We start from the raw sequence: 25,402 nt of genomic DNA on the forward strand, positions 1-25,402 counted from the left end.
TCTTCATACTTTTCCAATTTACCATATACATTTCCGCGATTATTATATGCAGATGTATATGCGGGATTTATTTCGATGGCTTTTGTATAATCAGCTACTGCTTCTTCGTATTTTTCTAAGTTTTTATTGGCTATTCCTCGATTATTATATGCAGATGCATATTCGGGATTTATTTCGATGGCTTTTGTATAATCAGCTATGGCTTCTTCATATTTATCCAAATTACCATATGCACTTCCGCGATTATTATATGCTAAAGCATATTCGGGATTTATTTCGATGGCTTTTGTATAATCAGCTATGGCTTCTTCATATTTTTTAAAGTTTTGATTGGCTATTCCTCGATTATTATATGCTAAAGCATATTCAGGATTTATTTCGATGGCTTTTGTATAGTTTGCGATTATTGCGTCATTTCGTTGAAGTTTACTATTTAACAATGCCAAAATGAAATAAAGTGTAGAATCAATTACATCCTTTTCGACTGCGTCCTTTTCGACTATCTTTAGTGCCTCAAGAGCATCTTCGTATTCTTTTAATTCGTAATAAATTTTGAATCTTAAATAATATAGTTCTGAGTAGTCCCTACCTTCGTCTATTAACTCTTCTATTCTTTTCAATGCATTTTGATGTTCTTTATTAACAATCATCAGTTCAATTTCTTTTATTATGGTTTTCAATTTAAATTCATTTTCTTCATCACCGATAATATCAACCATACCATCTTCAGATATGACAATTATTACACTCTTATTTTTTAATTCATCTAAGTTTTGGTATCTTATAGCTGAATTATATCTGGCTCCTCTAGAATTATTTCCTTTTTCCGCTACTGCTTTTCCATCTAAAATCATCCCTATTGCATAACAATTACTTGTTATATCTAAATAGATTGCCCCATCAATACCCGTTAACCTATTAATCAGTGTAACTATTTCATTTTTTAATCGTTTTTGTGAAAAATTCAAAGTATCTATTTGAATACCTTGACCAGACAACCGTTTAATTTCTTCTTGCGCAATCTCGGGTTCTGTAACAACTACCATGGTCCCCTTCTTCTGATCAGCAGCTGTTTTTACAATTTCAATTATATTTTGCACAAAAGAGGTTGACACCTGTGGTTCTATCTCTTTCTTTATAAAATAATTATTAAAGGTTTTTCTTAATAATCGTTTTAATTTTTTTTCTGGAAATTCACTATCCATTAAGAACAAATTTTTATGCTTAAATCCAATAATCATTCTTTGTTTATAAGACCATCTTAAATCTTCAACCTCTTTAGATGCTGAGGTTATAGATTCATGAACAAATTCAAGTGAGCTAATCTTATAATTCCAAGCACTTAGAAAATCTATTATTATAATTCTTTCTTCAATTTTACTTCGTTTTGCATCACTATAATTTTTCAATCTACCTAAACCATAAATTAGTTTATGGTCTCCTATTACAAAAATGCCTTCCCCTGAAAGCTCCAGCAATTTCCTTACTTTTCCGTATGATGAATAAGAAATAGGTGTGTGTAGTTTAACAATAAAATTAATATACGCCTCTTTATAATCTTCATCAATTATAATTAATTTTGCATTAACCTTTGCTCCCTCATAGTTCAGAGTGGATACTATATCAAGATGCTTAAGTGATAAAAAGTTTTCAATACCTTCATTTTTATCACCTGTATAAATATCTAATACCAATTCTTCAAAAAACTTATTAACTACATATGTTAATTGAAGACTTATATCTTCAGACTTCATTTCTTCTATTTTATATATTATTTGTGCTAAATCAGTAGTTTCTTTCGAATCTATCTTTTCTAAAATAGTGTCCAATAAGAAATTTATTATAGAATACTTCTTTTTTGAACCTAAATTGGAATAATTAATTACATTCTCCGAAAAGCCATGAAAATTAATAAGAATACATATTTTTTCTGATTGTACTTCTAGACTGTTGTTATAAACTAGAGTTGTATTAACATCACTATCCTCTGTAACTGAACTTTTTTCCTCCTCTGAGAAAAAACCTTGCTTCTCTCCTCTATCGTTTTTAATTGGTTGACTTAGCTTATCCTCTTCATTGAATACTTCTACATTTAATTCAACAGTTGCATCTATCTCTTTAACATATCGCGTTATTAAACCTTCAAATTCTAATTTAAATTTATTTAACCTATCCATCAAACAAACCTCCCAAAATTAAAACACTGGCATTAATTATATTTCATAAAAACTAAATTACTCCCACCTACACGGTATAAACCACCGTGTTGACCTTCGGACTGGTAAACATGGTATTCATCGCCTTTTTTTAAACATACGAACAGTAGACAATGAACCGTCACTTTCTATTTTTACAAGTGGTACATCTTCTAATATCGTTACTCTTCCGATTTGTCCAACTATTAATACAGTTTTACCACAACTGCATCTGCTGCAAATGGATTTTAAACAGCAATCCCTTAGTGTGAGTACAGTGAGTAGACTTACTTTTATTAATTTCGATAGCAGCTTTATATCCTCCAAAAGTATACTTAATTCATCGCACTGAAGTATTGGTTATTAAAGGATGTATTTCTATAAAATATAATAAATACTTTACAAAGCGATTACAATAATATCCTTGTGGCACAAACAATTCCGAATTGTTTGCCTCACGGCGACAGTTTTGAATTTCTTACTGGGACATAATATTGTTCAAATACGTTTAAAAGTTCATAAAATTAATAGTATTGTTTCTTCGCCTATAGTTCTTGTTATTCCTCTTATTTGTTGATCTTTTTTGTTTTTTATTAACATTTAATACTTCTGATATCCTACCTACTGCAATAAACAAAGACGAAAGAACAAATAAACCATAATGGATTTTATTAGTAATAGATTCTTACTCTCTAATAAATCCATTGTCAAATACTGGACCATGAAGATAATTTGTTAAACTAAAATAATCATTATTCAAGTCATCAATATCTCCATTGATTAAATAGTCTTTTTTATCCCCTTCATATAGCCATAGAATTTTTAGTTTCTCCTCTAGCATCAAGAACTCACTACCTCTTTCCATTTCTTCGGTACTGTTAAAATACTGGTCCATATTAATGATACAACTAATAATAAATATCCAAAAATTTCAATGTTACGCGCTATTGTCTTATCCGACTTTATAACCATTAATAAGATAAAAAAAATACCAGTTGAAATGGCTAGAAGTAAAATAAACATTTAAATCATCACTTTCAAAATCCAATACCTCCAAAAATATGTATATATAATATTATCGCATAAAATATACTTTTGCAGTTGCTCTTATTATTATAAAAACTAGTATTCTACTAAATATAAAAAGCTAGCTTACACAACGTTTTCTAGTCTTCCATAAAAAGAGCACCCGGATGGACGTTCTCAATAAATTTCACCAATATATTACGATATGAAACTTGTCCTCTTCACTTCCTAAAAACATGCATTTAATACTTCCATCTGCATAACCTGGGGTGTTAACGTGTAGTTCTTGATAAGTAGCAACAGAATACATGTAGAATACATCCCGTGTAAACTCACCTTTGTTATTTAGAAAAGGGAAATAATCAATTTTCTTGTGAGCAATAACTGGTTTACTTCCTTTACCTATTCCTAACCGAACAATCTGACTGTAGCGTTCCACAGCATTAAGCCATCCTGGTACAAATGTAGTTTTCCCTTACCTCCCGTCTATTACCTCTTTCGAAAGCCAATCAAAATCATTCTGCAAAGCTTTCCAATTTGTGCTGCCTGATTGAGCTTGAGTACTTGTCTTGTAGTTTAACTTCATTTTTTAAAATCCTTTGTTTTCACAACGGTATCATTACCTAAATCTTTTGATTTACCCTGCGTATTAAAGGTGTCCATATGTCTAAAATAGAAGCCTAATATTACATTTTTACTATTTAAGAATACTTAAAAGACTTACCTTATTAGGGCAAGTCTTTTACATTGTCACGGATATCTTACTCTTTTGTTTCTATTTCATTAGCAACTTTATTTATCCTTTCTAACATGGGCGGATGAGAATAGCGAAACCATTTTACGAGCAGTGGAGGATTCACTTCACTTAATCCTGCCTTCGTAAGTTCTTGAAAAGTACTTACTGCAGCATCTCGGTCAGCGACTAACTCTATTGCATACTGGTCTGCTCTCGTTTCTTGATACCTAGAAATGTAATTAGAAAGTGGGCTTGATACAAACAATAAAAAAGAAGTTATTAGCAAAAATAACGGTAGTGAATGGATAGCGTTTAGTCGTTTTATTTTTAATACACGGCCGTAACGGGTGATGACCCAAGGCATTAGTTTCGCTGTTAACCAAAGGCCAACAAGCGTAGTTAGGATATAACCAGCTATTCCGAAATATATATGTTTCTCTACATAATGCCCCATTTCATGAGCCATAATGAAGAGAATTTCATTTTCTGATAAGCGATTTAAAGTAGTGTCCCATAATACAATCCTTGCATTACTCCCAATCCCCGTCACATAAGCATTTAGCGCATTTGTCTTTTCCGCCATATTCACTTCATACACATGCTCTGTTGGAATATTCGCTTGCTCAGCAAGCGTTAGAATTTCCGTCTCTAGTTCTTTATTTGTTAACGGATAGAAATCATTATACAATGGGTCGATGACTACCGGCTGGATAAACATAAGAAAAATGGAGAATGGGATCATTAATAACCAAGCATTTAGCCACCATTTCTTCGGGCTTTTATTGATAAGCCAATAAAGAACGGTAACAATTACTACAGTCGTTCCAAAGCTAACCCAAAATTCAATGACATTATCTCGCATCCAAGAATTAAATGCCTGGTTACTAATTCCATATTTTTTACTTAAAGAATATCTATAATAGTCTAATGGGAATAATAGGAAAAATATAAAAAGTGATAGTAAAAATAAATACACGGCATTTTGCAAAATGGACCATTTTTTTCGCAACGGCATCCATCGTTCAAACGCTTGAGAAAGGCCGGTAATTAGTATAAATAAATAGACAAGCCATTCAAACGGTGTTGCTACAAAAAAGAGGAAGTTCCTTATTTTTGAATACTCCTCACTCAAGTACAATTCTCGCTCAGACATAAAAAGCTGCGGATCTGCAACAGTCCCTTTCAAAGCATTTGGTATCCCCCCACTCCCACTGTGGAAGATATAAACATACATCAGCAAAGCGTACACTCCAAACATTAAAAGAGCTGTAATTACCCATTTTTTCGCCAATTGCACGTCTCCTCATTTCATTCTCTCTTATATAAAGTGTAATCAAAAAAGAAATAGATAGAACCATTTTTTTCAATATACATTATCTTTTAGTTGCAACCCTCCAAACAAAAAAACAGCTTGTAAGCGACAATACGTCACTTACAAGCTGTTTTATTATTCCCCTGCCGTTTCGAATTGAACACCAGTTATATGAACATTTACTTCTTTTGGTACTAAGCTTGTCATGTTTTCGATTGCTTGACGGATTTGTGATTGTACTTCTCTAGCAACAGTTGGTACGGAAGCTCCGTATTTTACTAGGCAATATACATCGATAAACAAACCATCTTTTGTAATTTCTGTTTTGATACCTTTGCCATGCACTTTTTTCCCTAATCGCTCCACAACACCAGCAGCAAAGTTACCTCTTGTACCAGCGATACCTTCTACTTCCGTTGTTGCAATACCTGCGATTACAGTAATAACCTCAGGTGCAATTTCGATTGTCCCTAGGTATTCTTTTCCTTCAGGAGTCATTTGAACAAATTTTTGCTCGTTTGTTTCAGACATATTTTTTCGCTCCTTTTATGAATTGATTACATCATATTTTTCAAGAAATTTCGTATCAAAATCTCCTGAAATAAATACTTCATGGTTCATTAATTTTTCATGGAATGAAACAGTTGTTTCCACACCATCAATAACGAATTCGCTAAGTGCACGTCTCATCCTCGCAATAGCTTCTTCTCGTGTATCACCGAACGTAATTAGTTTTGCGACCATTGAATCGTAAAATGGTGGAATACTATACCCTGGGTACATTGCTGAGTCCACACGAACACCATAGCCACCTGGAGCTAAGTACATTTCTACTTTACCTGGTGATGGCATAAAGTTTTTCACCGGGTTTTCAGCGTTAATACGGCATTCAATTGCCCAACCTTTTATCTTAATATCTTCTTGTTTAAAAGGTAATCTTTGACCTGCAGCAATTTTTAATTGTTGTTGGATCAAATCGATGCCCGTAACCATTTCAGTTACTGGATGCTCTACTTGAATACGTGTATTCATTTCCATGAAATAGAACTTTTGATTGATATGATCAAAAATAAATTCTACAGTACCTGCGCTCTTATAGTTTACAGCTAGTGCTGCTTTTACAGCTGCATCTCCCATTGCAGTACGAATCTCTTCTGAAAGAGCAGGTGAAGGAGCTTCTTCTACTAGCTTTTGCATTCTACGTTGAATCGAGCAATCACGCTCACCTAAGTGAACAGCGTTACCGTGTCCGTCTGCTAGTACTTGAATTTCTACATGTCTAAATTCTTCAATAAACTTCTCTAAGTAAACGCCAGGATTTCCAAATGCTGCGGCTGCTTCTTTTTGTGTAATTTGAATCCCTTTGACAAGTTCTTCTTCATCTCTTGCAACACGAATCCCTTTACCACCGCCACCAGCAGTCGCTTTAATAATAACTGGGAATCCTATTTCAAGTGCAATTTTCAAACCTTCTGTTGCATCTGCAACAATGCCAACAGAACCAGGTACAACTGGAACTCCAGCTTTTCTCATTGTTTCTCTCGCCACGTCTTTTGTACCCATGCTAGAAATCGCAGAAGACGATGGTCCGATAAATTCAATTGCACACTCCTCACAAAGCTCGGCAAAACTAGCATTTTCCGCTAAAAATCCGTAACCTGGGTGAATGCCATCACATCCAGTAAGCTTTGCAACACTAATAATATTAGAAAAATTTAAGTATGAGTCCTTTGATAATCTTGGTCCAATACAATATGCCTCATCAGCAATTTGTACATGAAGTGCTTCACGATCAGCTTCTGAATAGACAGCTACCGTTTCGATATTTAATTCTTTACACGCACGAATAATACGTACTGCGATTTCACCGCGGTTTGCTATTAATACTTTTTTCATAAACCTCGCTCCTTTCTTAGTTTCCTTTAACAAGGAACAGAGGTTGACCATACTCAACTAATTGTCCGTCTTTAACAAGAATTTCGACGATTTCACCGGTAACTTCTGCTTCAATTTCATTGAATAGTTTCATCGCTTCTACGATACAAACGATTGAATCTGCTGTTACTTTGCTTCCTACTTGAACATAAGCTGCCACATCTGGTGAAGAAGATTGGTAGAACGTTCCAACCATCGGAGAAGTAATTTTATGTAAAGAACTATCTACCACCGCTTCTGATTGCGCAACAACTTCCTCTGCTTGTACGGCTACAGCAGGCACTTGTTTTACTTCTACACTTTTCGGTTCTTCTATTAATAATGGAGGAGCTTCCACACGTTTCTCTACAGAAGAAACAGATCCACTATGATTTTTTTTCAATTTAATTTTCGTTCCTTCAGACTCGTACGAAAATTCATCTAAACTAGATTGATCAATTAATTTTATAATTTCTCTTATTTCTTGTATTTTCATGTTACATATCTCCCTTTGTGTATATAAAATACTTACCCTTATCATTTTAGACTTTTTCAGTGCATTTTGAAATAGATTTGAAGCAAATCTTCCGAAATAATAAAAAAAGTGCCGATTCGGCACTTTTTAGTCAGTCAATAGTACTATTGTTGTCCAGTGAATTTTACACTTACATCATATGCTTTTGGCCATTCTTGCTTAACAGCGTAAATAATTTCATTTGCTTGTTGAGCAGATAACTCACTTGCTACTACATCAATCTGTACTTTAGTATCATCAATTCGAACAAACGCATCATCATATCCAATTGATTTGATAATAAGCTCCAACATTCCTTCCGCAGAATCTACATTTGTCAATTCTTGAATTTGTGCGAAGTAATCTGCTTTTTCATCTGCAGTAAAATCATTTGTACCGACTTTTGTCGTCAACTGCTCACGAAGCAAGCTGCGTTTATTTTCAACTTCCATTCTCATTTCTTCAAATGCATTATTTTCAGAAGCGAAGGATTTCTCGTTTGTAGCAGAAGTTTCCACTAGATCTACATTTTCTAATGTTTCATCCGAAAATAATTTGAGTCCATCAAAAGGAGATGGCTTATCAGACACATAAAAAACAGTAATAACAGCTACTAAACTAATTAATGTTAAAAACCACACAGAACGTTTTTTTATATTCATTTCATCAATCCTCCAGTTCCATTTCTTCAATCACAATACGATGTGGAGATATTTGCAAAACAGATGAAAGTGTCGTTACTAGTTTATTTTGTATGCGCCTATCTTTCGCCCCTTCCGCAACTACTAATATACCGATAAGTTCCTCCTTGTCCCCCTTGCTCTCACTTGTCCATTGGAAAAATGATACCTCGCTCTCCGTTGTTTCCTCAGAGCCATTACGATAATGAAAATAAACCTCTACACGTCCAACTCCACTTATTTTCTCCAAAACAGCCGCAAGCCCTTTTGGTGACTGCCCTTCTTGTTGAATAGGAACTGGATTTTGATCACTTTTCGTATTGATTAGGCCCGAAAGAAGTAAACTTATGAACAGAACTGCTCCACCTATTACAACAAAACGAAACGTTGATTTTGATTTTTGCGTAATAGTGTTTCACCCTTCTTTTCATAATGGATATAATACTTTATGCACGAAAAACTAATTATATGAAGAGATTCGAAACAATCCAAAATATAATCGCTATTTTTACGATAAATACCGTTCTCCCTTTCTCTTCTGGCCCTAGCAATATCGAAAATAGCTCCCCAATAACAACAATGAGTAGTATCCCATATATAATAGATTGTAAAATTGAACTTATCCTTTCATACTTACAAAAAGTTTTGCAAACAACATCGCCAAAATAATCGTAAAGAAAAACGCAAATGCGATTAAAACCGAAATAATCGATAATACAAATAAAGACTTGCCAATATCATCAAATAAGCCACTCACTTCAGAATCTAAAAAAGGCTGAAGCAATGCTCCAAGCAAACGATATAAAAAGGCGATTAAAATAGTTTGTATTGTTGGAATCGAAACTAAAACTAACACGGAAATGAGCAAAGAATTACCTGTCACAACAGAAATAGAGGAAGAATAACTTTTCATCGTACTAATACTTTCGGTGAGTAAAGACCCGACAAACGGAATATTATTTTGAATTAATCGTTTAAATGACTCACTCACTGCACCGCCAACAGACCATGTAATAACTCCATTAACCGTTATGAAAAAACTATATATAACAAGAATAATCGAAGTAGTTCCAACTAACGTCATTCGTATAAGATCCGAAAGCCGTGAAAAAGAAGTCGCAGGATGAATTCTACTAATTAAATCAAAAATAAATGCTGCCATAATCGAAGGAATTAAAATCTTTTCTGCTAAAAAAGCTGTAAAAGAGGCAAATAAAACAACTCCAGGATTCCATAACGTTACTAATAATGCACCGCCAGACAAAGCAATTCCGGCAGTGAGTAATGGATACATTCCTAAGAACAAAGTAACTAATTGAGCAGTCAAGGCTTGTATCATTTCAAGCACTCGATAGGCAGGCTCTAAACAAAAAAAGCAGATGATATAAATGAATAACAGATTAAACAATCGCTTACTTTTTGGAATGAACCATTCTAAGCAAAGAAATGTAAAACCAAACAGCAAGATATAGATAAATGTTTGTGTCACTTCTTTTACTGGTAATAATAAGGTGTTTATCATTTCTTCCACTTGATTCATTCCTTCATGAAAGTAATCCCATTATAGAAAAGAATTTAGCATAAAATGGTCGCATATGCTCGAGCCACATTAACAGGACGATTGCTTTTGTCGTAAAGGTGATAAGCGTCGCAAGGCTTGTATACTCATAATCCTGCAAAAGCTCTTCGAATACTTGAGAAACGAAAAGCATCACAACTGAGAAGACGAGTAGTTTAAAAACTGGAAGTATAGGAGTAGGAACTGCTGTGATAAATTGCGTAGAAATAGGAATGACGAAAGTCGCAACGATGTAATATAAAAACAAAAAGAGGTAAATCGTGTAAATAGAAGTATGCAGCTTTGGGTATGTTTCTTTCACAAATTCTAGAAGGCTAAAGGCTAATATAATCGTTACGTATACTATCATTTGTTAACTCGTCATTAATAGCCATTCTAGAAATGTGGAAATTTCTACAAAAAACACTTTCAGTAGCCGCAGCAGTTCAATCGTCATGTAAATGTACCCTACAAAAAATAAAAAGAAAGCAAATTCCTTTTTCCCAGTAGATTCAAAAAACAGATGGAGAATTGCGATGAGCAATCCTATTCCAGCCACTCGAAGTACATCGTGAAATTCCACAATGCCTCCCCCTTCCATACTATGAGCATATGAAAGTAGCTGTACAAATATGAGTAATTACTTAGCTGTATAGATAGAGATTTACTTCATGCCGTAGCGCGTCGGGCCACATGAGCCGAAGTATGAGACCCACTTGGGCGCTGCACAAGTTAGCTCATGCAAGGTGCGGCAAGCGCGAAGACATAGTGGCTATTCACTAAGAAGCACTATATGTTAAGCAAGTCGAAAAGGAATGGTTTAGTTTTAAAGAGAGACATAATTGCATGATTTTCATTTTCACAGCCCGCTTGAAACAATATCCATCCTCAAAAAAAGCACACGCAAAGGTCATTTTTCAATGACCATTACGTGTGCCGTATAACTTTTGCCTATTAAGCTCTTGAAACGTAAGAGCCTTCATCTGTATTAATAACCAATTTATCTCCAACATTAATGAAAAGTGGTACAGTAACATTTAGACCAGTTTCAAGTTGTGCAGTTTTTGAACCGCCACCTGAAGTATCACCTTTAATACCTGGCTCTGTTTCCGTTACTTCTAGTATAACTGTTTTTGGTAATTCGATCCCGATCGTTTCACCTTGGTATTGAGAAATATGAAGTTCCATATTTTCTTTTAGGAATTTTAACTCATACTCGATTTGTGCTTCGCCTAACTCAAGTTGCTCATATGATTCCGTATCCATGAAAATATATTGATCTCCACTTGCGTATAAGTATTGCATTTTTTTATTATCAATTTGTGCTTTTTCTACTTTTTCTCCTGCACGGAACGTTTTTTCATTAACAGAACCATTACGTAAGTTTCTTAGTTTCGAACGTACGAATGCTGCGCCTTTGCCTGGTTTTACATGTTGGAAATCAAGTACACGGTAAAGTACTCCATCTACTACTATTGTTAAACCTGTTTTAAAATCATTTACAGAAATCATCTTTTTTCCCCCAAATTTAAGTTAATATTAATAATTCTTTTGTAGAATGCGTAAGCTTTTCAAGTCCATTTTCAGTTACAATTGCATCATCTTCTATACGAACTCCACCGATATTCGGCAAGTAAATTCCTGGTTCAATTGTAATAATCATCCCTGGTTCTAGTGTAATATCTGAACGGAAAGATAATCCTGGTCCTTCATGCACTTCAAGACCAATACCATGCCCTAATGAATGCCCAAAAGCTTCTCCATAACCTTTAGAAGCAATATAATCACGCGCAATCGCATCTGCTTCTTTACCTGTCATTCCAGGTTTTACTTTTTCTAATGCAAGTAGTTGAGAATCTAGCACTACTTGATAAATCTCTTTTAGTTGCTCACTTGGCTCACCAACTGCAACCGTTCGAGTCATATCAGAAATGTATCCATTAAAATAGGCACCAAAATCTAGTGTAACGAAATCTCCATTTTCAATCACTTTTTCAGATGCTACACCGTGTGGAAGTGCAGATCTTACACCAGAAGCAACGATCGTATCGAACGAAGATGATGTTGCGCCAAGTTTACGCATGAAAAACTCAAGCTCATTAGACACTTCTAACTCTGTCAGCCCTGGTTTAATGTATGTAATTATATGTTCAAATGCTTGATCTGCAATCCTACAAGCAGACTTTATAATATTAATCTCTTCTTCTGTCTTAATCAAGCGAATCTTTTCCACTAAACCAGATACTGGAACTAATTTAGCTACTACTGCTTTTTCATACAATTCAAATTCACTATACGTAACATTGTCTTTTTCAAAACCAAGCGTTTTAATTCCCATTTCAGCTACTTGTTGTCCAATTTCTTCTACAAGCGTTTTTGTATGCTTTACGATGCGGTAGCCTGTAATTTCACTTGCTGCTTGCTCTGTATAACGAAAATCTGTTATAAATACTGCGTCATTTTCAGAAACAATCGCAACACCAGCAGTACCAGTAAACCCAGTCATATAGCGTCTGCTATAGCCATTTGTAATGAGTAAAGCATCCACATTTTTCTCTTTTAATGAAGCACGTAATTTTTCAAGTTTCATCATTTAACCCCATCTCATTTTATGAATAAAACATTCACCTTATTTTATCATAGGAAACGTGTCGGGTAAATTTTCATTTACTTAAAGGATGGTCTTGGGCTTGAAAAATAGCAGATTCCATTAAAAATCTTACCGACATAATCACGATACACATAAATGGAATCGATACATGCTTGATTAATTTCGCCATAGAATTTTCATCTAAAATAACCCATTCTAGTACAAACGCAAGTAGAATACCTAATGCCAAACTGCTTATGGAAACAGGTACTTTCATAAAAATCAAACTTATATAATAAAGTAATATACAAATAAACCAAATTACAACAAATAATATCCCCCATTTTACAACTGTATGGCTAGAACTAAATAAGTGTAATTTATCTGAAAAACCTACGGGATTCCATTCAATAAAATGGAATTTGTCCATCAATTTCAATAATAAACTAAAAATTAATGCTGCTACAAAACTCGTACTCAAGGATATTCCTTTAAACTTCATATTCAAGTCCCCTTTTTTCCTCAGTTTGGGACTTGAATCGAATTATTAATCATAGAAATGCAAAAATGCACACGACTGAATGGAATTTATTCAGCGCGTGCATTTTTTATTTACTTATAGACCACATTTAAGCTGGGCACCACAGTTTGTACAAGAGTTACAGCCACCTAGTTCTTCTACTGTACCTTTACGACAAACTGGGCATGTATTACCTACTTCAGATCCAATGTTTACATTCGTAGAGCGTAAATCTTGGATTGTATCGATTAGTACGATTGGTCGTTTTTCCATTACTTTTTCTTCATGGGTTTGATCGTCTAACGTGTTTTCTTCCGCTTTTAAAGTAAGTACTTGTGAGTCACGGCTACCATCAACATAAACCGTACCTCCCTTTGCCCCACCGCGGTAAAGACGCTCGTAAACTCCTTCTACTTGCTCAACAGTATAGCCACGTGGTGCGTTTACTGTTTTAGAAATAGAGCTATCTATCCAACGTTGAATAATACATTGCACATCCGCATGTGCTTCTGGTGCAAGTTCCATTGCAGTAACAAACCATTCTGGCAAGTTTGCTTCATCTGCATTTTCGTTTGCTTGCAAGTATTCTTGTACGATATCTGCTTTTACTTCGATGAACTTACCTAAACGTCCACTTCTGTAATAAGTGAATGAGTAATATGGTTCTAAACCTGTCGCAACACCAACCATTGTTCCAGTAGAACCTGTTGGTGCAACTGTTAGTAAATGAGAGTTACGAATACCATTTTCTAGTATTGATTGTCTAATTTCTTCAGGCATAGATGACATAAATCCTGTTTCCGTAAATGCTTTGCGAAGACGATTTGTTTCTTCTTCTGTTGCCCCAACTAAGAACGGGAAGCTTCCGCGTTCAATAGCAAGCTCAGCTGAAGTTTCATATGCAGTTGTTGCAATTGTTTTAAATACTTCATCAACAAGTTCATTCCCTGCATCTGATCCGTATTCTTTTTCACAGTATATAAGTAGATCTGCTAGACCCATTACACCTAGACCAACACGTCTTTCTCCTAGTGCTTGTACTTTATTGTCCTCTAAGAAATAAGGAGTTGCATCAATAACGTTATCTTGCATGCGTACACCAACGCGAACAGTTTCTTTCAAAGCTTCATAGTTTACTGTTTTCGTTTCTTTGTTAGCAAATTCTGCTAGATTGACAGCAGCTAAGTTACAAACTGAGTACGGCGCTAATGGTTGTTCGCCACATGGGTTTGTCGCAACAACTTTTTGTCCGTATGCTTTTGCGTTTGTTTTTTCATTTGCATTATCAATAAAGAAAATTCCTGGTTCTGCTGAATAAGTAGCACATACATTTACCAAATTCCAAAGCTCTTTTGCTTTTACAGTACGGTATGTTCTAACTGCATATCCCATTGCTTCCCATTCACGAACATCGCCAATTGTATGCCATTTTTCGTTATAGACTGCCATTTCTTCTGGTGTATAAGTTTCGATTGCTGGGAAACGAAGATCAAAATCAGCATCTTCTTCAACAGCTTTCATAAAATCGTCTGTAAGTGTAACTGAAATATTCGCTCCAGTTAAAAACTCTGAGTTGTGAACAGAATAGTTCCCGCCATCACGAAGTTTTGTTTCTGCTTCACGAATAATTTCATTGCTAAATCCACCTAAACCAGGGATTGCTTTGTAGTTTACAATTCCTTGGTACATTGCTTCTTCTTGCACTGTTAAAGGTTTGAATTTTAGTTTGTCTTTCGCTAATTGCTTGATTGTTTCATCGTTTGTATTTTCGATTAAGAATCGTAAAATACGTGGATTTTGCATTTTCGAAATAATAAATTCTGCAATATCCGGATGCCAATCTGCTAGCATAATCATTTGTGCTCCACGTCTTGATCCACCTTGTTCTACAAGATGTGTAAGCTTCGCAATGTCATCTAACCATGATACCGAACCTGAAGATTTACCATTTACTCCACGCGCTAATGTGTTGCGTGGACGAAGTGCAGAACCGTTTGTTCCAACACCACCACCGCGGCTCATTATTTCCATTACTTGCTTACGATGATCGGAAATTCCCTCACGAGAATCCGCAACAAATGGCATTACGTAACAGTTGAAATACGTTACATCAGTTCCTGCCCCTGCTCCGTATATAACTCGTCCAGCCGGAATGAATTTTAACGAAACAAGTTGATCATAAAATTTTTGGAACCATTCTGCACGTTTTTCTTCAGTTTTTTCAACCGAAGCAAGTCCAGTTGCATTACGTTTAGCAATTTGCTCGTAGAACACTTCTAATGGTTTCTCAATAACATTTATCGAACGTTTTACGATTCCCGTTTCTATCTCACTACTATTATCAATTGCACTTCGATAATCCTCTTCAATTAAAACTTCTGCAGTTTTAGTAGTTTCATCAAGTGACACAATATAACCTAAACCACGTGCCGGAAACTTAGGATCTTCCTTTACCGTTAAAACGACAAAATCTCCTACTTTTAGTGTTTTCTTTTCCGTATCTTTAAAAGAATAACGATCGATCATGACAAGTCTTGAAACACCTTTATGTGTTAAATTCATGTCCGCTGTAATTGGGTGAACTTGTGGAAATTGTTTAATATCATTGTTTAATTGCTCAACTTGAATGGTTGCATTTGTTTTTTGAGATGCTAATACCATCATTTTGCCTCCCTATATTCATAATGAAAGAACACTATATATAGTGTTCCGATTTATTAAAACAATACTATATGTTGTTCATTTATGCAAATACCCTTGTTTTTCTTCATCCAAGTCATATCAACGTCAATAAGACTTAATTACCAAAAAAAAGTTTTTATATATTATTTTTTAAAATTCCATTCATCATTTGCATAACGTCTTTTTTCGAGCTCTTTTACATACTTTTCTTGTTCATTTGTTAATGTGTAATCGATTAGCTCAATATGTAACGCATCTTCAAATCCTTTTTTAAAGGCAATTTTACATGCATCAATTGTGACAGGATTTTGTATAATTTTATTAATTGCAACAGCTTTTTGAGGTAAGCTTTTTCTCACTCTTTCTTTTAATGCTTCCGAAGCAAATTTAAAAGTAGCGAGTAGCTTCTCTTCATCTAAATCTAGTAAAATAGCTCCGTGCTGCAAAATGACACCTTTCTGTCTTGTTTGCGCACTTCCTGCAACTTTTCTACCTTCCACAACAAGCTCATACCAACTCGGAGCATCAAAACAAACAGCTGACTTTGGATTTTTCAAGTCGGCTCTCTTTTCTTCTGTATCGGGAACTGAAAAATATGCGTCTAAACCTAGATGTTGAAAACCTAACAGCAACCCTTCGCTAATGACACGATACGCTTCCGTTACAGTTGCAGGCATATCTGGATAGTCTTCAGAAACGATTACACTATATGTCAATTCGTGCTCATGAAGCACACCTCTGCCTCCAGTTGGTCTGCGCACAAAACCTAATCCTAATCGTTTAACTGCTTCTATGTCAATTTCTTTGTCTACAGATTGAAAATATCCTATTGAAAGAGTTGCTGGGTTCCATTCATAAAATCTAACGACTGGTGGAATTAGCCCTTCACTATGCCAGTCAAGCAACGCTTCATCTAACGCCATATTATAAGATGGACTACAAGGCCCGGAATTAATAAAGTACCATTCTGTCTTTTTCATCAAATTTCCCCCTTACAATGCTATTCATTTTATCAAATAGATTGAATTGTATCTAGTTAATCTTTTATAATGAATAAGGAAACATAGAAAGGGGAAAGACCGTGTCTACTACTTTATACTTTTTAATCGGAGTAATTGTTGCATTAGTAGTCTATGCTGTTGTTCAAGCATTGCGACTAAAAAAGGCAGTTACGAATCTTACACAAGAGCAATTCATTGAAGGGTATCGAAAAGCTCAACTAATTGATGTAAGAGAACCAAAAGAATTTGATGCTGGCCATATTCTAGGATCTAGAAATATTCCATCCTCACAGCTTCGTCAACGCTTCAAAGAGATTCGCCCAGATAAACCCGTTTATCTGTATTGCCAAAGCGGCGCAAGAAGCTCTCGTGCAGCAATGTTTTTAAAGAAAAAAGGATATACTGAGTTAAATCAACTTCAAGGTGGTTTCAAATCTTGGACTGGTAAGATTAAGTCAAAATAATATATCAAGGTTCTTCTTTTGAGAGGGGCCTTTTTTCTTTAAACAATTCTTGTTATGGAGGTATAGGATGAGCGAGCATATATTATTTCCACACTCGGAAAATTTCAGAAACATCCACCCAAATTATGAAGATTTTGCACTTGTATCCAAAAGAATTATGGAAAGATTGGGTGCTCGGAAAGTTGGAACATGGATGCATATAGATATTGGAGAAGCAATGGGTCAGCTCGATACGAATTTATTGGAAATGATGGAGAAAGATTTATTAGCTTATGAAGTGCTTGCATTTATTTTCGAGACAAAACCACTTGGGAAAATAATAAGCAAGGCAAAGATGGCTATAGAAAACAAATTAGAAATTACCGAAACATTTGAAAACAAACTGATTTTCTTCAATGAATATGATGTAGCACTAACATTTGTTTTTAATTATTCAGCAGGTCATAGCTGGCCAGAATACCATCTTTTTTCTACATCTCCAGAAAAGGCTATTACTTTTTTAAATGATGTTAATGAAAAACTAAGACAACTACTCATGCAAACGATTACCTATTTAGTCGATACAGAAAATGGTCCGCAGCGGAGAAATTACGGAGAACAAGCTGTTGTTAACCGAGATGATGTATTTTTAGAACATAGTATCAAGAAAGACATTTTTCGATCCATCGATGAATTTTTCAAAGAAGATGGTTATTTCTTCAAAAATTATGGTTTACCATATAAAAGAGGGATATTACTTTATGGTTCACCTGGTAATGGAAAAACAACATTAGTAAAGTCTATTACTGGTTCTACAAAAGCTCCTGTTGTTTATTGGCAAATAACCGAATTTACCGGAAGCCATTCTATTCAAGAGGTGTTCGGAATCGTGACCAGGCTCGCTCCAGCGATTCTTGTTATAGAAGATATTGATTCCATGCCAGAATACACGAGATCGGTCTTTTTAAACACACTAGATGGCGTTCAATCACGGGAAGGGTTATTTATCATTGGTACAACAAACTACCCCGAAAAAATCGATCCTGCGCTTATTAATCGTGCCGGACGTTTCGACCGAGCATATGAGATCCCCTCTCCAACCAAAAGTGTTAGAGAACAATATTTGCGTAAATTAGACATTAAGCATATTTTTACCGACGAGCAATTTACAAATATGGCCGAGCGTTCAAAAGGTCTTTCTATGTCGCAATTAAATGAACTATATATGTCCGTAGCACTTAACTGGCATTATGATGGAAAACTCGCTTATGAAGAACGAATTGAAGAGCTTCTCACACAAAATAAACGCTCTATCAAAAATGAATGGGAAAAAGGCGATAATTCGATTGGGTTTTAATAATGAAAAGTTAAAACATCCATTTTTGGAAATATAAAAAGTGCGATCCATTAATAGGACCGCACTTTCTTTTTTATGCTTTTTTGTAACGTAATACTGGCTGACGAGCAGCTTTTGTTTCATCTAAGCGATTGATAACCGTTGTATGTGGTGCATTTTGAACGATTTCTGGATTTTCTTCTACTTCTCTTGCAATTTGGATTAAAGCGTCACAGAAAGCATCTAATGTTTCTTTAGACTCTGTTTCCGTTGGCTCGATCATCATACCTTCTTCTACATTCAACGGGAAGTAGATTGTTGGTGGGTGATAACCAAAGTCAAGCAGACGTTTCGCCATATCTAATGTACGAACGCCAAGTTTCTTCTGGCGACGTCCACTTAATACAAATTCATGCTTACAATGACGGTTGTATGGAAGATCGAAATGTTCTTCTAAACGTCTCATCATATAGTTTGCGTTTAATACTGCATACTCTGTTACTGCTTTAAGACCATCTGGACCCATAGAACGGATATACGTATAAGCACGTACGTTAATACCAAAGTTTCCGTAGAATGGTTTTACACGACCAATTGTTTGTGGACGATTGTAATCAAATGTATATTTGTCATCTTCTTTTACAAGCACTGGACTTGGTAAGAAAGGAATTAAATCAGCTTTCACACCAACTGGACCAGAACCTGGACCACCACCACCGTGAGGACCTGTAAAGGTTTTATGCAAGTTCAAGTGAACACAGTCAAAGCCCATATCTCCTGGACGTGCTTTAGACATAACCGCATTTAAGTTAGCACCGTCATAGTAAAGCTTACCGCCAACACTATGTACAATTTCAGCTAATTCTAAAATACTTTCTTCAAATAAACCTAATGTATTAGGGTTAGTAAGCATTAATGCAGCTGTATCAGGACCTACTACACGACGTAAATCTTCTAAATCTACTAAGCCGTTCTCGTCTGATTTAACCGTAATTGTTTCAAAACCAGCAACTGTTGCAGAAGCAGGGTTTGTACCGTGTGCTGAGTCAGGAACGATTACTTTTGTACGGTGTGTATCTCCATTTGCTTCATGAAATGCACGAATCATCATAAGAGCTGTCCATTCACCATGTGCACCAGCAGCTGGTTGAAGTGTTACTTCATCCATACCAGTGATTTCAACTAAATGTTCTTGCAAATCGTACATTAATTCCATTGCACCTTGTACAGAAGATTCATCTTGTAATGGGTGAATGTTCGCAAAGCCAGCGAAACGTGCAACTGATTCATTAATTTTTGGATTGTATTTCATCGTACAAGATCCAAGTGGATAGAATCCAGTATCTACACCATGGTTACGATTTGAAAGAGCTGTATAGTGACGCATAATATCTAGTTCTGATACTTCAGGTAGTTCAGCTTCTTCCACACGTAACATTCCTTGTGGTAAAAATGATGCTAAATCTAGTGCTGGTACGTCTAGTTCAGGTAGGTTATACCCTACACGACCTTCTTTTGTAATTTCAAAAATTAGTGGTTGATTATCCTTATGCATAAAGAGCCCCCATTTCTTGCACGAGTGCATCTATTTCTTCTTTTGTACGTTGTTCTGTAACAGCGACTAATACATGGTTTTTAAGATCAGCGTTTACACGACCTAAGTCAAATCCGCCAATAAAGCCTTTTTCAAGAAGCACTTTATTTGCATCTGCAACTGAACCGTTTACTTTTATAACGATTTCATTGAAATGAGCGCCTTGGAAAGGTACTTCAAATCCTGCTTTTTCAAACGCTTGTTTCGCATAATGTGTTTTTGTGATATTTTGAATTGCCATTTCTTGTACACCTTTTTTACCAAGTGCAGTCATTGCAACTGAAGCTGCAAGTGCGTTTAAAGCTTGGTTTGAACAAATGTTAGAAGTTGCTTTGTCACGACGAATATGTTGCTCACGTGCTTGCAATGTTAATACAAATCCACGACGACCTTCTTCATCAGTCGTTTCTCCAACTAGACGACCAGGAACTTTACGCATTAATTTAGAAGATACAGCAAAGAAACCACAGTGAGGACCACCGAATGCTTCGGAAATACCGAATACTTGCGCGTCACCTACTGTTATATCTGCTCCGAATTTGCCAGGAGGTGTTAATGCTCCTAAAGCAAGTGGGTTTGCAGAAACAACGAATAATGCTTTTTGGGCATGTGTTAATTGTTCTACTTTAGCTAAATCTTCAATTTGGCCGAAGAAGTTTGGATACTGTACTAAAACAGCAGCAGTTTCTTCATCCACTAATGCTTCTAATTGAGCTAAGTCAGTTACGCCATCTTTTGTAGGAACTGTTACAACTGTAACGTTTTGTCCTTTTGCATACATTTTCACAACATCGATATACTCCGGATGAACAGCCTCAGAAACGATTAATTTTTTTCTGCGTGTATGTCCAGCAGCTAAGTTTCCTGCTTCTGCAAGTGCAGTACCACCGTCGTACATAGATGAGTTCGCAAGATCCATTCCTGTTAGTTCACAAATCATTGTTTGGAATTCAAAAATAGCTTGAAGCTCTCCTTGTGAAATTTCAGGTTGGTACGGAGTATATGCCGTGTAAAATTCTGATCTTGAAATAACATGATCTACGATAATTGGTTTGAAATGATCGTAAACACCTGCTCCTAAAAATGATGCGTATTTTTTGCTATCCGCATTTTTTTCTGCAAGAGCTGCTAATTCTTTCAATAAAGCCGATTCAGCTTTAGCTGGTTTAATATTGTATTCACCTTTAAAACGCACTTTCTCCGGAATATCTGCAAACAACTCATCAATAGAAGAAATGCCGATTACATCTAACATTTCTTTTTGATCTTGTTCAGTCATTGGTAAAAAACGATGCTTCATCAATGGACAACCTCTTTTCTGTAATTATTTTTGTTTCTTATAAAATGGTGTTGCTACTGTAATTGCTTTTAAACGCTTGTTTCTAATTTCTACTTCTACGTCTTGACCGATTTCAGCAAATTCTGCTTCGATTAAAACAAGTCCAATATTTTTCTTAAGTGTTGGAGATTGTGTACCAGTCGTAACAAAACCAACTTGTTTTTCGCCAACATATACAGGGTAACCAGTACGTGGAATTCCTTTATCAATCATTTCAATTCCAATACTTTTTCGTGGTACACCATTTTCTTTTTGATTTGCTAATACAGATTTCCCGTTAAAGTCTTGCTCTTTTTTCAATTTAACGACAAAGCCTAAACCTGCTTCAAGTGGAGTAATGTCTTTTGAAAGCTCTTGACCATAAAGTGGTAAGCATGCTTCAAAGCGTAAAGTATCACGAGCTCCAAGTCCTGCTGGAATAACCCCTTCTTCTTTACCAGCTTCTAAAATGCTCATCCATAAAGCTTCTACATCAGCACTTGCTGCGTAAATTTCAAAACCATCTTCTCCAGTATATCCAGTGCGTGAAACAAGAACAGATTTCCCAGCTACTTCGACATTTTCTGCAAAACGGAAAAATCCGATTTCATCTAGATTTTTAGAAGTAAGTTTTTGAAGAACACTTTGTGCAAGTGGACCTTGCAATGCTAATAATCCGTATTCATCGGATTTGTTCACTAATTCCACGTCACCAGTAATGTGTTGCTTCATCCACTCGAAATCTTTTTCGATATTTCCAGCGTTTACTACTAATAAATAATTATTTTCTGCTAGTTTATAAACTAATAAATCATCTACAATACCGCCATCTGCATAACACATTGCTGTGTATTGTGCTTGTCCATTTACTAATTTGGAAACATCGTTTGTCATTGTTTTTTGTAAAAACTCTTCACTCGCTGAACCTGTAACCGTAATTTCTCCCATATGAGAAACATCAAACAATCCCGCTTTTGTTCTTACTGCTTCGTGTTCTTCTTTAATGCTGGAAAACTGTACAGGTAATTCCCAGCCTCCAAAATCAATTGTTTTTCCTCCATATGATGCATAAACATCAAATAAAGGTGTACGTTTCAACTGCTCTGACAAAAAAATCTCCTCCTTAAATAATTCACACACAAGAAAAGCGTAGGCGCCTATGTCTGCCCCGACAGGCACGTTCTTCTGCGACGAGTAACCTCAGTAGCACCTTTTCACATTTGACCCCGAAAGGCTAGGCGCAGAAGCTAGACAATTACCGAATAAAAACGCATATACTTTTTTTCGGCAAAAAAAAGGACAGAAAAACCCCTTAGAAAATTGGGGGTTCTCTGTCCTGGCACCTGTAAGTTTACCGAGATCGGCTGTCCTCTTTGGTGGCTTTGCGTGATATTAAACGAAAGCACTCTCCAGAGATGCGTCCTATACGAGTTCTTTTGCCTGAGAGATTCATAATAATCATTATTTGCTCCTTCGGCGACGCATCGTGTGCGTTCTCTCCCCATATACTCATCCGCGTTATCTGTATAAATCGTTCACTTCGTCTATATCCTAACATTGAATAATAAAGTACGCAATACTTTTTCATAAAGTATCTAAAATACGAACAATAAAAAAAATTAACCGTTTCTCATTCGCCTTTCAATCGATTCACTTGATAACCAGCATATTCAGTAATCTGTCTTAACTGGCGATTTTCCGTAAGAATTGTAATATGAGCCGCTTTTTTATAAAATCTTCTTCTTTTCGCATATAACTGCTCCAACTCTTCCTTCGAGCTACTTTGAACAATCGGTCGATTGGTGTCATTTTTTATGCGCATCCAAATATCTGCGAACGTTGCATCCATGTATAAAACTAAACCAGTGGCACGCATAATCTGAATGTTTTTTTCATTCATTGCAACACCTCCACCTGTCGATATAATACAGGACTCATTGCGGAAGTTTTGCAGGAATTCCGTTTCAATCTTTCGGAAATACGCTTCTCCCTCTTGCTCAAAGATTTCCGGAATCTTTCTTTTTTGCTGTTTCACTATTTCATGGTCCATATCGTAATAAGGCATTTTCAATAAATAGCTTAGCCTTCTACCGACCGCACTTTTACCGCTTCCCATGAATCCAACTAAATATACTTTATACATCATTCACCAACTCACTACATATAAGGATTATTTTCGAGTTTTTATTACATTTCATTTAATAAGTTATCCTTTATTATAGAGAGCCGCTATTCTTATTACAACTGTTATTAAATTGTGCCGCTAGGAATTATGACTTCCTTCTATACTAATGCGCAGAATATTATTCACTCCATTCCTAAATCTTCATCGTTCACAAGCTCTTCCTTAGACATTTCCACTTTTTTCACAGCATCTTGTATATTGCTCTTTTCCAGCGAGTCATATATTTGATATTTCGATTGAAACGCACTTGATGCCGCAAGTATTGCCAAACAGACGATAAATAGCAGGACAATTGTTGCCGGTAACAAAACACCTTCTTCATTTTTCACGATACGTAACATAAAATGTATGCTCCTTTTTTACCCCGTTGGTAAACTCAACTGAAAACCGTAGAAACGGTCCATCTAAAGTTGTTGATATCGACTTTACTCGCAGCAACATTTGCTCATGTCCCAGCCTATTTTTTTGTTTTCTAATAAGATCTTGATACAATTCGATATCGAACTCTTCTTCCCCTTTTCGAAAACGCACGCCAATATCTTCCCGTTGAATCGTCAAAATTTCAACATCATTTAAATAGCTTTCCACATCTCGAATAAATAATGCCCATTCCGTATCTATTGGATTCGTTACATAGTCTTCTGCTTTAAATAACAAGCCGATCGTTAACGTAAATAGTTGTGAAAATAATAGGAGAACAGACAACTGAATAATGGATTCGAGAAGTGTGTAACCGCCTTCATTTAATTTATTTAATAAGTTGAAATTGATACGCAAGTATTTTTCTCCTCTCGCACCCCTTCATAATGCACACAAATATCATCCATTTGGACAATAAAAGAATAATCGAGCTGATCTATTTTCATCGTACCGCTTACAGTACCAGCAGAAATATACATTTTAGTTGCTTCTTGAACGACTAGTGATGAATGATATTTTCTTTTTTTATCTTCCAATAACACAGTCATATTGCTTAGAAGTGGAAGTAAAGTACTGGCAATTAATAAAATAATACTTAAAGACAATACGGTTTCTGGCCACGAAAAACCTTTACTATTCCTCATAATTTAGTTTTCCTTTTCCTATATAAATAGTAACTTGCTTTATCCCCTTCTTTGTTTCAAATAATAACTTCCCAAACTCCTGCACCGATCCATTTGGATGAAAAGTAACCCCTTTTAAACTGCTTTCTTTCGATAAACTAATTCCACTTGGCAGTTGGTATTCAAACAGTTTAGCGTTTGCAGAACTAGCAATATACTTCTTGCCATTTTCACTAAACCTTATATAAGCATACTTTTCCTCTACAATCGCTGTTGTTTGCAATCTTTGTATATCCAAATGAAACTGCCTAAAAAATCTTTTTTCTTCTATTTCCGCTAATCTATTTGTACTAGCAAAAATAACAGAAGAGGTCATGACCATCAAAATAGAAAGAACTAACAACATTTCAATCAAAGTAAAGCCCTTTTCATCTAGCTTAGATTCCACTTGGATCAGTTCCTACCGCAGTTTCTCCTTCAATCGTTACTTTACCGTCCACCGAATCAATTGTAACTTCCTTTCCATTCGGACACGTCTTTTCCCCTTTTAAATACCCTTCTGTTTCTAAATCATCTAGTGTAGGGATTTTTTTAAATTCGATTTTATACGCCTCAATTTGTCCTTCTAACATTTTCGCAAATGCTTTACATCCTTTGTCATCAATATTTGCAGAATGCTTCGTCACATTCGGAATAGTTATCAATATTAAAACGGAAATGATAAGCAGCACGATCATCATTTAAGGTACTCTTCT

Annotated in this window: 28 protein-coding genes and 1 riboswitch; of the genes, 2 read left to right on the top strand and 26 right to left on the bottom strand. The window is 35.5% G+C overall.

The annotated features are described in order from the left end of the window. The 17 genes from RUH95_RS15550 to RUH95_RS15630 form a co-directional block, all read right to left on the bottom strand. Positions 1-2,177 (bottom strand): tetratricopeptide repeat protein (locus RUH95_RS15550; protein ID WP_313893810.1); only part of this gene is annotated, 2,177 nt, incomplete at its 3' end. A gap of 703 nt (positions 2,178-2,880) precedes the next feature. Then, positions 2,881-3,090: a hypothetical protein gene (locus RUH95_RS15555; protein ID WP_313893811.1), complete on the bottom strand. Its 210-nt coding sequence runs from the start codon at positions 3,088-3,090 to the stop codon at positions 2,881-2,883. Positions 3,091-3,408: 318 nt separating this feature from the next. Beyond that, entirely contained in the window at positions 3,409-3,660 is a 252-nt protein-coding gene (locus RUH95_RS15560) for a hypothetical protein (RefSeq protein WP_313893812.1), read from the bottom strand. A gap of 322 nt (positions 3,661-3,982) precedes the next feature. Continuing rightward, on the bottom strand, positions 3,983-5,248 hold the full coding sequence (locus RUH95_RS15565; RefSeq protein ID WP_313893813.1) for a M48 family metallopeptidase: 1,266 nt from the start codon (positions 5,246-5,248) through the stop codon (positions 3,983-3,985). Positions 5,249-5,404: 156 nt separating this feature from the next. Then, a complete protein-coding gene (locus tag RUH95_RS15570) occupies positions 5,405-5,800 on the bottom strand; it encodes an Asp23/Gls24 family envelope stress response protein (RefSeq protein WP_313893814.1) in 396 nt (131 codons plus the stop codon). Between the two features lie 15 nt (positions 5,801-5,815). Next, a complete protein-coding gene (gene accC, locus RUH95_RS15575; protein ID WP_313893815.1) occupies positions 5,816-7,165 on the bottom strand; it encodes an acetyl-CoA carboxylase biotin carboxylase subunit in 1,350 nt (449 codons plus the stop codon). Positions 7,166-7,181: 16 nt separating this feature from the next. After that, the gene (gene accB, locus RUH95_RS15580) at positions 7,182-7,679 is read right to left on the bottom strand and encodes an acetyl-CoA carboxylase biotin carboxyl carrier protein (protein WP_313893816.1); all 498 of its coding nucleotides are present in this window, start codon (positions 7,677-7,679) and stop codon (positions 7,182-7,184) included. A 143-nt stretch (positions 7,680-7,822) separates the two neighbouring features. Beyond that, complete coding sequence (locus RUH95_RS15585; RefSeq protein WP_313893817.1) at positions 7,823-8,359, bottom strand: SpoIIIAH-like family protein; 537 nt, start codon at positions 8,357-8,359, stop codon at positions 7,823-7,825. Between the two features lie 4 nt (positions 8,360-8,363). Further along, on the bottom strand, positions 8,364-8,627 hold the full coding sequence (locus RUH95_RS15590; RefSeq protein WP_313893818.1) for a hypothetical protein: 264 nt from the start codon (positions 8,625-8,627) through the stop codon (positions 8,364-8,366). 369 nt (positions 8,628-8,996) lie between these two features. Beyond that, complete coding sequence (locus tag RUH95_RS15595; RefSeq protein ID WP_313893819.1) at positions 8,997-9,899, bottom strand: stage III sporulation protein AE; 903 nt, start codon at positions 9,897-9,899, stop codon at positions 8,997-8,999. Between the two features lie 22 nt (positions 9,900-9,921). Next, complete coding sequence (locus RUH95_RS15600) at positions 9,922-10,305, bottom strand: hypothetical protein (protein ID WP_313893820.1); 384 nt, start codon at positions 10,303-10,305, stop codon at positions 9,922-9,924. A gap of 3 nt (positions 10,306-10,308) precedes the next feature. Beyond that, the gene (locus tag RUH95_RS15605) at positions 10,309-10,518 is read right to left on the bottom strand and encodes a SpoIIIAC/SpoIIIAD family protein (protein ID WP_313893821.1); all 210 of its coding nucleotides are present in this window, start codon (positions 10,516-10,518) and stop codon (positions 10,309-10,311) included. Between the two features lie 371 nt (positions 10,519-10,889). Continuing rightward, entirely contained in the window at positions 10,890-11,447 is a 558-nt protein-coding gene (gene efp, locus RUH95_RS15610; RefSeq protein WP_313893822.1) for an elongation factor P, read from the bottom strand. Between the two features lie 16 nt (positions 11,448-11,463). After that, positions 11,464-12,528 carry a M24 family metallopeptidase gene (locus RUH95_RS15615; protein ID WP_313893823.1) on the bottom strand — a complete coding sequence of 355 codons (1,065 nt, stop codon included), beginning with the start codon at positions 12,526-12,528 and terminating at the stop codon, positions 11,464-11,466. A 70-nt stretch (positions 12,529-12,598) separates the two neighbouring features. Continuing rightward, the gene (locus tag RUH95_RS15620) at positions 12,599-13,027 is read right to left on the bottom strand and encodes a hypothetical protein (RefSeq protein WP_313893824.1); all 429 of its coding nucleotides are present in this window, start codon (positions 13,025-13,027) and stop codon (positions 12,599-12,601) included. 114 nt (positions 13,028-13,141) lie between these two features. Then, on the bottom strand, positions 13,142-15,709 hold the full coding sequence (locus tag RUH95_RS15625; RefSeq protein WP_397469516.1) for a vitamin B12-dependent ribonucleotide reductase: 2,568 nt from the start codon (positions 15,707-15,709) through the stop codon (positions 13,142-13,144). A gap of 161 nt (positions 15,710-15,870) precedes the next feature. Then, a complete protein-coding gene (locus RUH95_RS15630; RefSeq protein ID WP_313893825.1) occupies positions 15,871-16,707 on the bottom strand; it encodes a lipoate--protein ligase family protein in 837 nt (278 codons plus the stop codon). Between the two features lie 125 nt (positions 16,708-16,832). Between RUH95_RS15630 and RUH95_RS15635 the strand changes: the two genes are divergently transcribed. After that, on the top strand, positions 16,833-17,192 hold the full coding sequence (locus RUH95_RS15635) for a rhodanese-like domain-containing protein (RefSeq protein ID WP_397469518.1): 360 nt from the start codon (positions 16,833-16,835) through the stop codon (positions 17,190-17,192). A 67-nt stretch (positions 17,193-17,259) separates the two neighbouring features. Further along, positions 17,260-18,528, top strand: coding sequence for an ATP-binding protein (locus tag RUH95_RS15640; protein WP_313893827.1), 1,269 nt, complete (start codon positions 17,260-17,262; stop codon positions 18,526-18,528). Between the two features lie 73 nt (positions 18,529-18,601). Here the strand turns inward: RUH95_RS15640 and gcvPB are convergent, their stop codons facing one another. The 9 genes from gcvPB to comGC all read right to left on the bottom strand — a co-directional run bounded on the left by gcvPB (position 18,602) and on the right by comGC (position 25,387). After that, entirely contained in the window at positions 18,602-20,062 is a 1,461-nt protein-coding gene (gene gcvPB, locus RUH95_RS15645; protein ID WP_313893828.1) for an aminomethyl-transferring glycine dehydrogenase subunit GcvPB, read from the bottom strand. Next, positions 20,055-21,401 carry an aminomethyl-transferring glycine dehydrogenase subunit GcvPA gene (gene gcvPA, locus RUH95_RS15650; RefSeq protein WP_313893927.1) on the bottom strand — a complete coding sequence of 449 codons (1,347 nt, stop codon included), beginning with the start codon at positions 21,399-21,401 and terminating at the stop codon, positions 20,055-20,057. Before gcvPA ends, gcvPB begins: the two co-directional genes overlap by 8 nt. Before the next feature lie 24 nt (positions 21,402-21,425). Beyond that, on the bottom strand, positions 21,426-22,529 hold the full coding sequence (gcvT, locus tag RUH95_RS15655) for a glycine cleavage system aminomethyltransferase GcvT (RefSeq protein WP_313893829.1): 1,104 nt from the start codon (positions 22,527-22,529) through the stop codon (positions 21,426-21,428). A 308-nt stretch (positions 22,530-22,837) separates the two neighbouring features. Continuing rightward, positions 22,838-22,932: riboswitch (glycine riboswitch) on the bottom strand. A 117-nt stretch (positions 22,933-23,049) separates the two neighbouring features. Next, a complete protein-coding gene (locus RUH95_RS15660; protein WP_313893928.1) occupies positions 23,050-23,562 on the bottom strand; it encodes a shikimate kinase in 513 nt (170 codons plus the stop codon). Between the two features lie 164 nt (positions 23,563-23,726). Continuing rightward, a complete protein-coding gene (locus RUH95_RS15665; RefSeq protein ID WP_313893830.1) occupies positions 23,727-23,945 on the bottom strand; it encodes a hypothetical protein in 219 nt (72 codons plus the stop codon). Further along, positions 23,923-24,381: a competence type IV pilus minor pilin ComGF gene (gene comGF / locus RUH95_RS15670; RefSeq protein WP_313893831.1), complete on the bottom strand. Its 459-nt coding sequence runs from the start codon at positions 24,379-24,381 to the stop codon at positions 23,923-23,925. The genes RUH95_RS15665 and comGF overlap by 23 nt, the downstream gene beginning before the upstream one ends. Beyond that, complete coding sequence (locus RUH95_RS15675; RefSeq protein WP_313893832.1) at positions 24,357-24,668, bottom strand: type II secretion system protein; 312 nt, start codon at positions 24,666-24,668, stop codon at positions 24,357-24,359. Before RUH95_RS15675 ends, comGF begins: the two co-directional genes overlap by 25 nt. After that, entirely contained in the window at positions 24,658-25,095 is a 438-nt protein-coding gene (gene comGD / locus RUH95_RS15680) for a competence type IV pilus minor pilin ComGD (RefSeq protein WP_313893833.1), read from the bottom strand. Before comGD ends, RUH95_RS15675 begins: the two co-directional genes overlap by 11 nt. Further along, entirely contained in the window at positions 25,085-25,387 is a 303-nt protein-coding gene (comGC, locus tag RUH95_RS15685) for a competence type IV pilus major pilin ComGC (RefSeq protein WP_313893834.1), read from the bottom strand. The genes comGD and comGC overlap by 11 nt, the downstream gene beginning before the upstream one ends. Between the last annotated feature and the right edge of the window lie 15 nt (positions 25,388-25,402).

It is taken from the genome of Psychrobacillus sp. (assembly GCF_032154225.1).
Taxonomy (GTDB): Bacteria; Bacillota; Bacilli; order Bacillales_A; family Planococcaceae; genus Psychrobacillus.

Excerpts from the sequence above, each read along its gene's own strand:
- RUH95_RS15555 (WP_313893811.1), bottom strand. The coding sequence starts at position 3,090 with ATGGACCAGTATTTTAACAGTACCGAAGAAATGGAAAGAGGTAGTGAG.
- RUH95_RS15570 (WP_313893814.1), bottom strand. The coding sequence starts at position 5,800 with ATGTCTGAAACAAACGAGCAAAAATTTGTTCAAATGACTCCTGAAGGA.
- accC (WP_313893815.1), bottom strand. The coding sequence starts at position 7,165 with ATGAAAAAAGTATTAATAGCAAACCGCGGTGAAATCGCAGTACGTATT.
- accB (WP_313893816.1), bottom strand. The coding sequence starts at position 7,679 with ATGAAAATACAAGAAATAAGAGAAATTATAAAATTAATTGATCAATCT.
- RUH95_RS15585 (WP_313893817.1), bottom strand. The coding sequence starts at position 8,359 with ATGAATATAAAAAAACGTTCTGTGTGGTTTTTAACATTAATTAGTTTA.
- RUH95_RS15595 (WP_313893819.1), bottom strand. The coding sequence starts at position 9,899 with ATGATAAACACCTTATTATTACCAGTAAAAGAAGTGACACAAACATTT.
- RUH95_RS15600 (WP_313893820.1), bottom strand. The coding sequence starts at position 10,305 with ATGATAGTATACGTAACGATTATATTAGCCTTTAGCCTTCTAGAATTT.
- efp (WP_313893822.1), bottom strand. The coding sequence starts at position 11,447 with ATGATTTCTGTAAATGATTTTAAAACAGGTTTAACAATAGTAGTAGAT.
- RUH95_RS15615 (WP_313893823.1), bottom strand. The coding sequence starts at position 12,528 with ATGATGAAACTTGAAAAATTACGTGCTTCATTAAAAGAGAAAAATGTG.
- RUH95_RS15620 (WP_313893824.1), bottom strand. The coding sequence starts at position 13,027 with ATGAAGTTTAAAGGAATATCCTTGAGTACGAGTTTTGTAGCAGCATTA.
- RUH95_RS15625 (WP_397469516.1), bottom strand. The coding sequence starts at position 15,709 with ATGATGGTATTAGCATCTCAAAAAACAAATGCAACCATTCAAGTTGAG.
- RUH95_RS15630 (WP_313893825.1), bottom strand. The coding sequence starts at position 16,707 with ATGAAAAAGACAGAATGGTACTTTATTAATTCCGGGCCTTGTAGTCCA.
- RUH95_RS15640 (WP_313893827.1), top strand. The coding sequence starts at position 17,260 with ATGAGCGAGCATATATTATTTCCACACTCGGAAAATTTCAGAAACATC.
- gcvPB (WP_313893828.1), bottom strand. The coding sequence starts at position 20,062 with ATGCATAAGGATAATCAACCACTAATTTTTGAAATTACAAAAGAAGGT.
- gcvPA (WP_313893927.1), bottom strand. The coding sequence starts at position 21,401 with ATGAAGCATCGTTTTTTACCAATGACTGAACAAGATCAAAAAGAAATG.
- RUH95_RS15660 (WP_313893928.1), bottom strand. The coding sequence starts at position 23,562 with ATGTATAAAGTATATTTAGTTGGATTCATGGGAAGCGGTAAAAGTGCG.
- RUH95_RS15665 (WP_313893830.1), bottom strand. The coding sequence starts at position 23,945 with ATGTTACGTATCGTGAAAAATGAAGAAGGTGTTTTGTTACCGGCAACA.
- RUH95_RS15675 (WP_313893832.1), bottom strand. The coding sequence starts at position 24,668 with ATGAGGAATAGTAAAGGTTTTTCGTGGCCAGAAACCGTATTGTCTTTA.
- comGC (WP_313893834.1), bottom strand. The coding sequence starts at position 25,387 with ATGATGATCGTGCTGCTTATCATTTCCGTTTTAATATTGATAACTATT.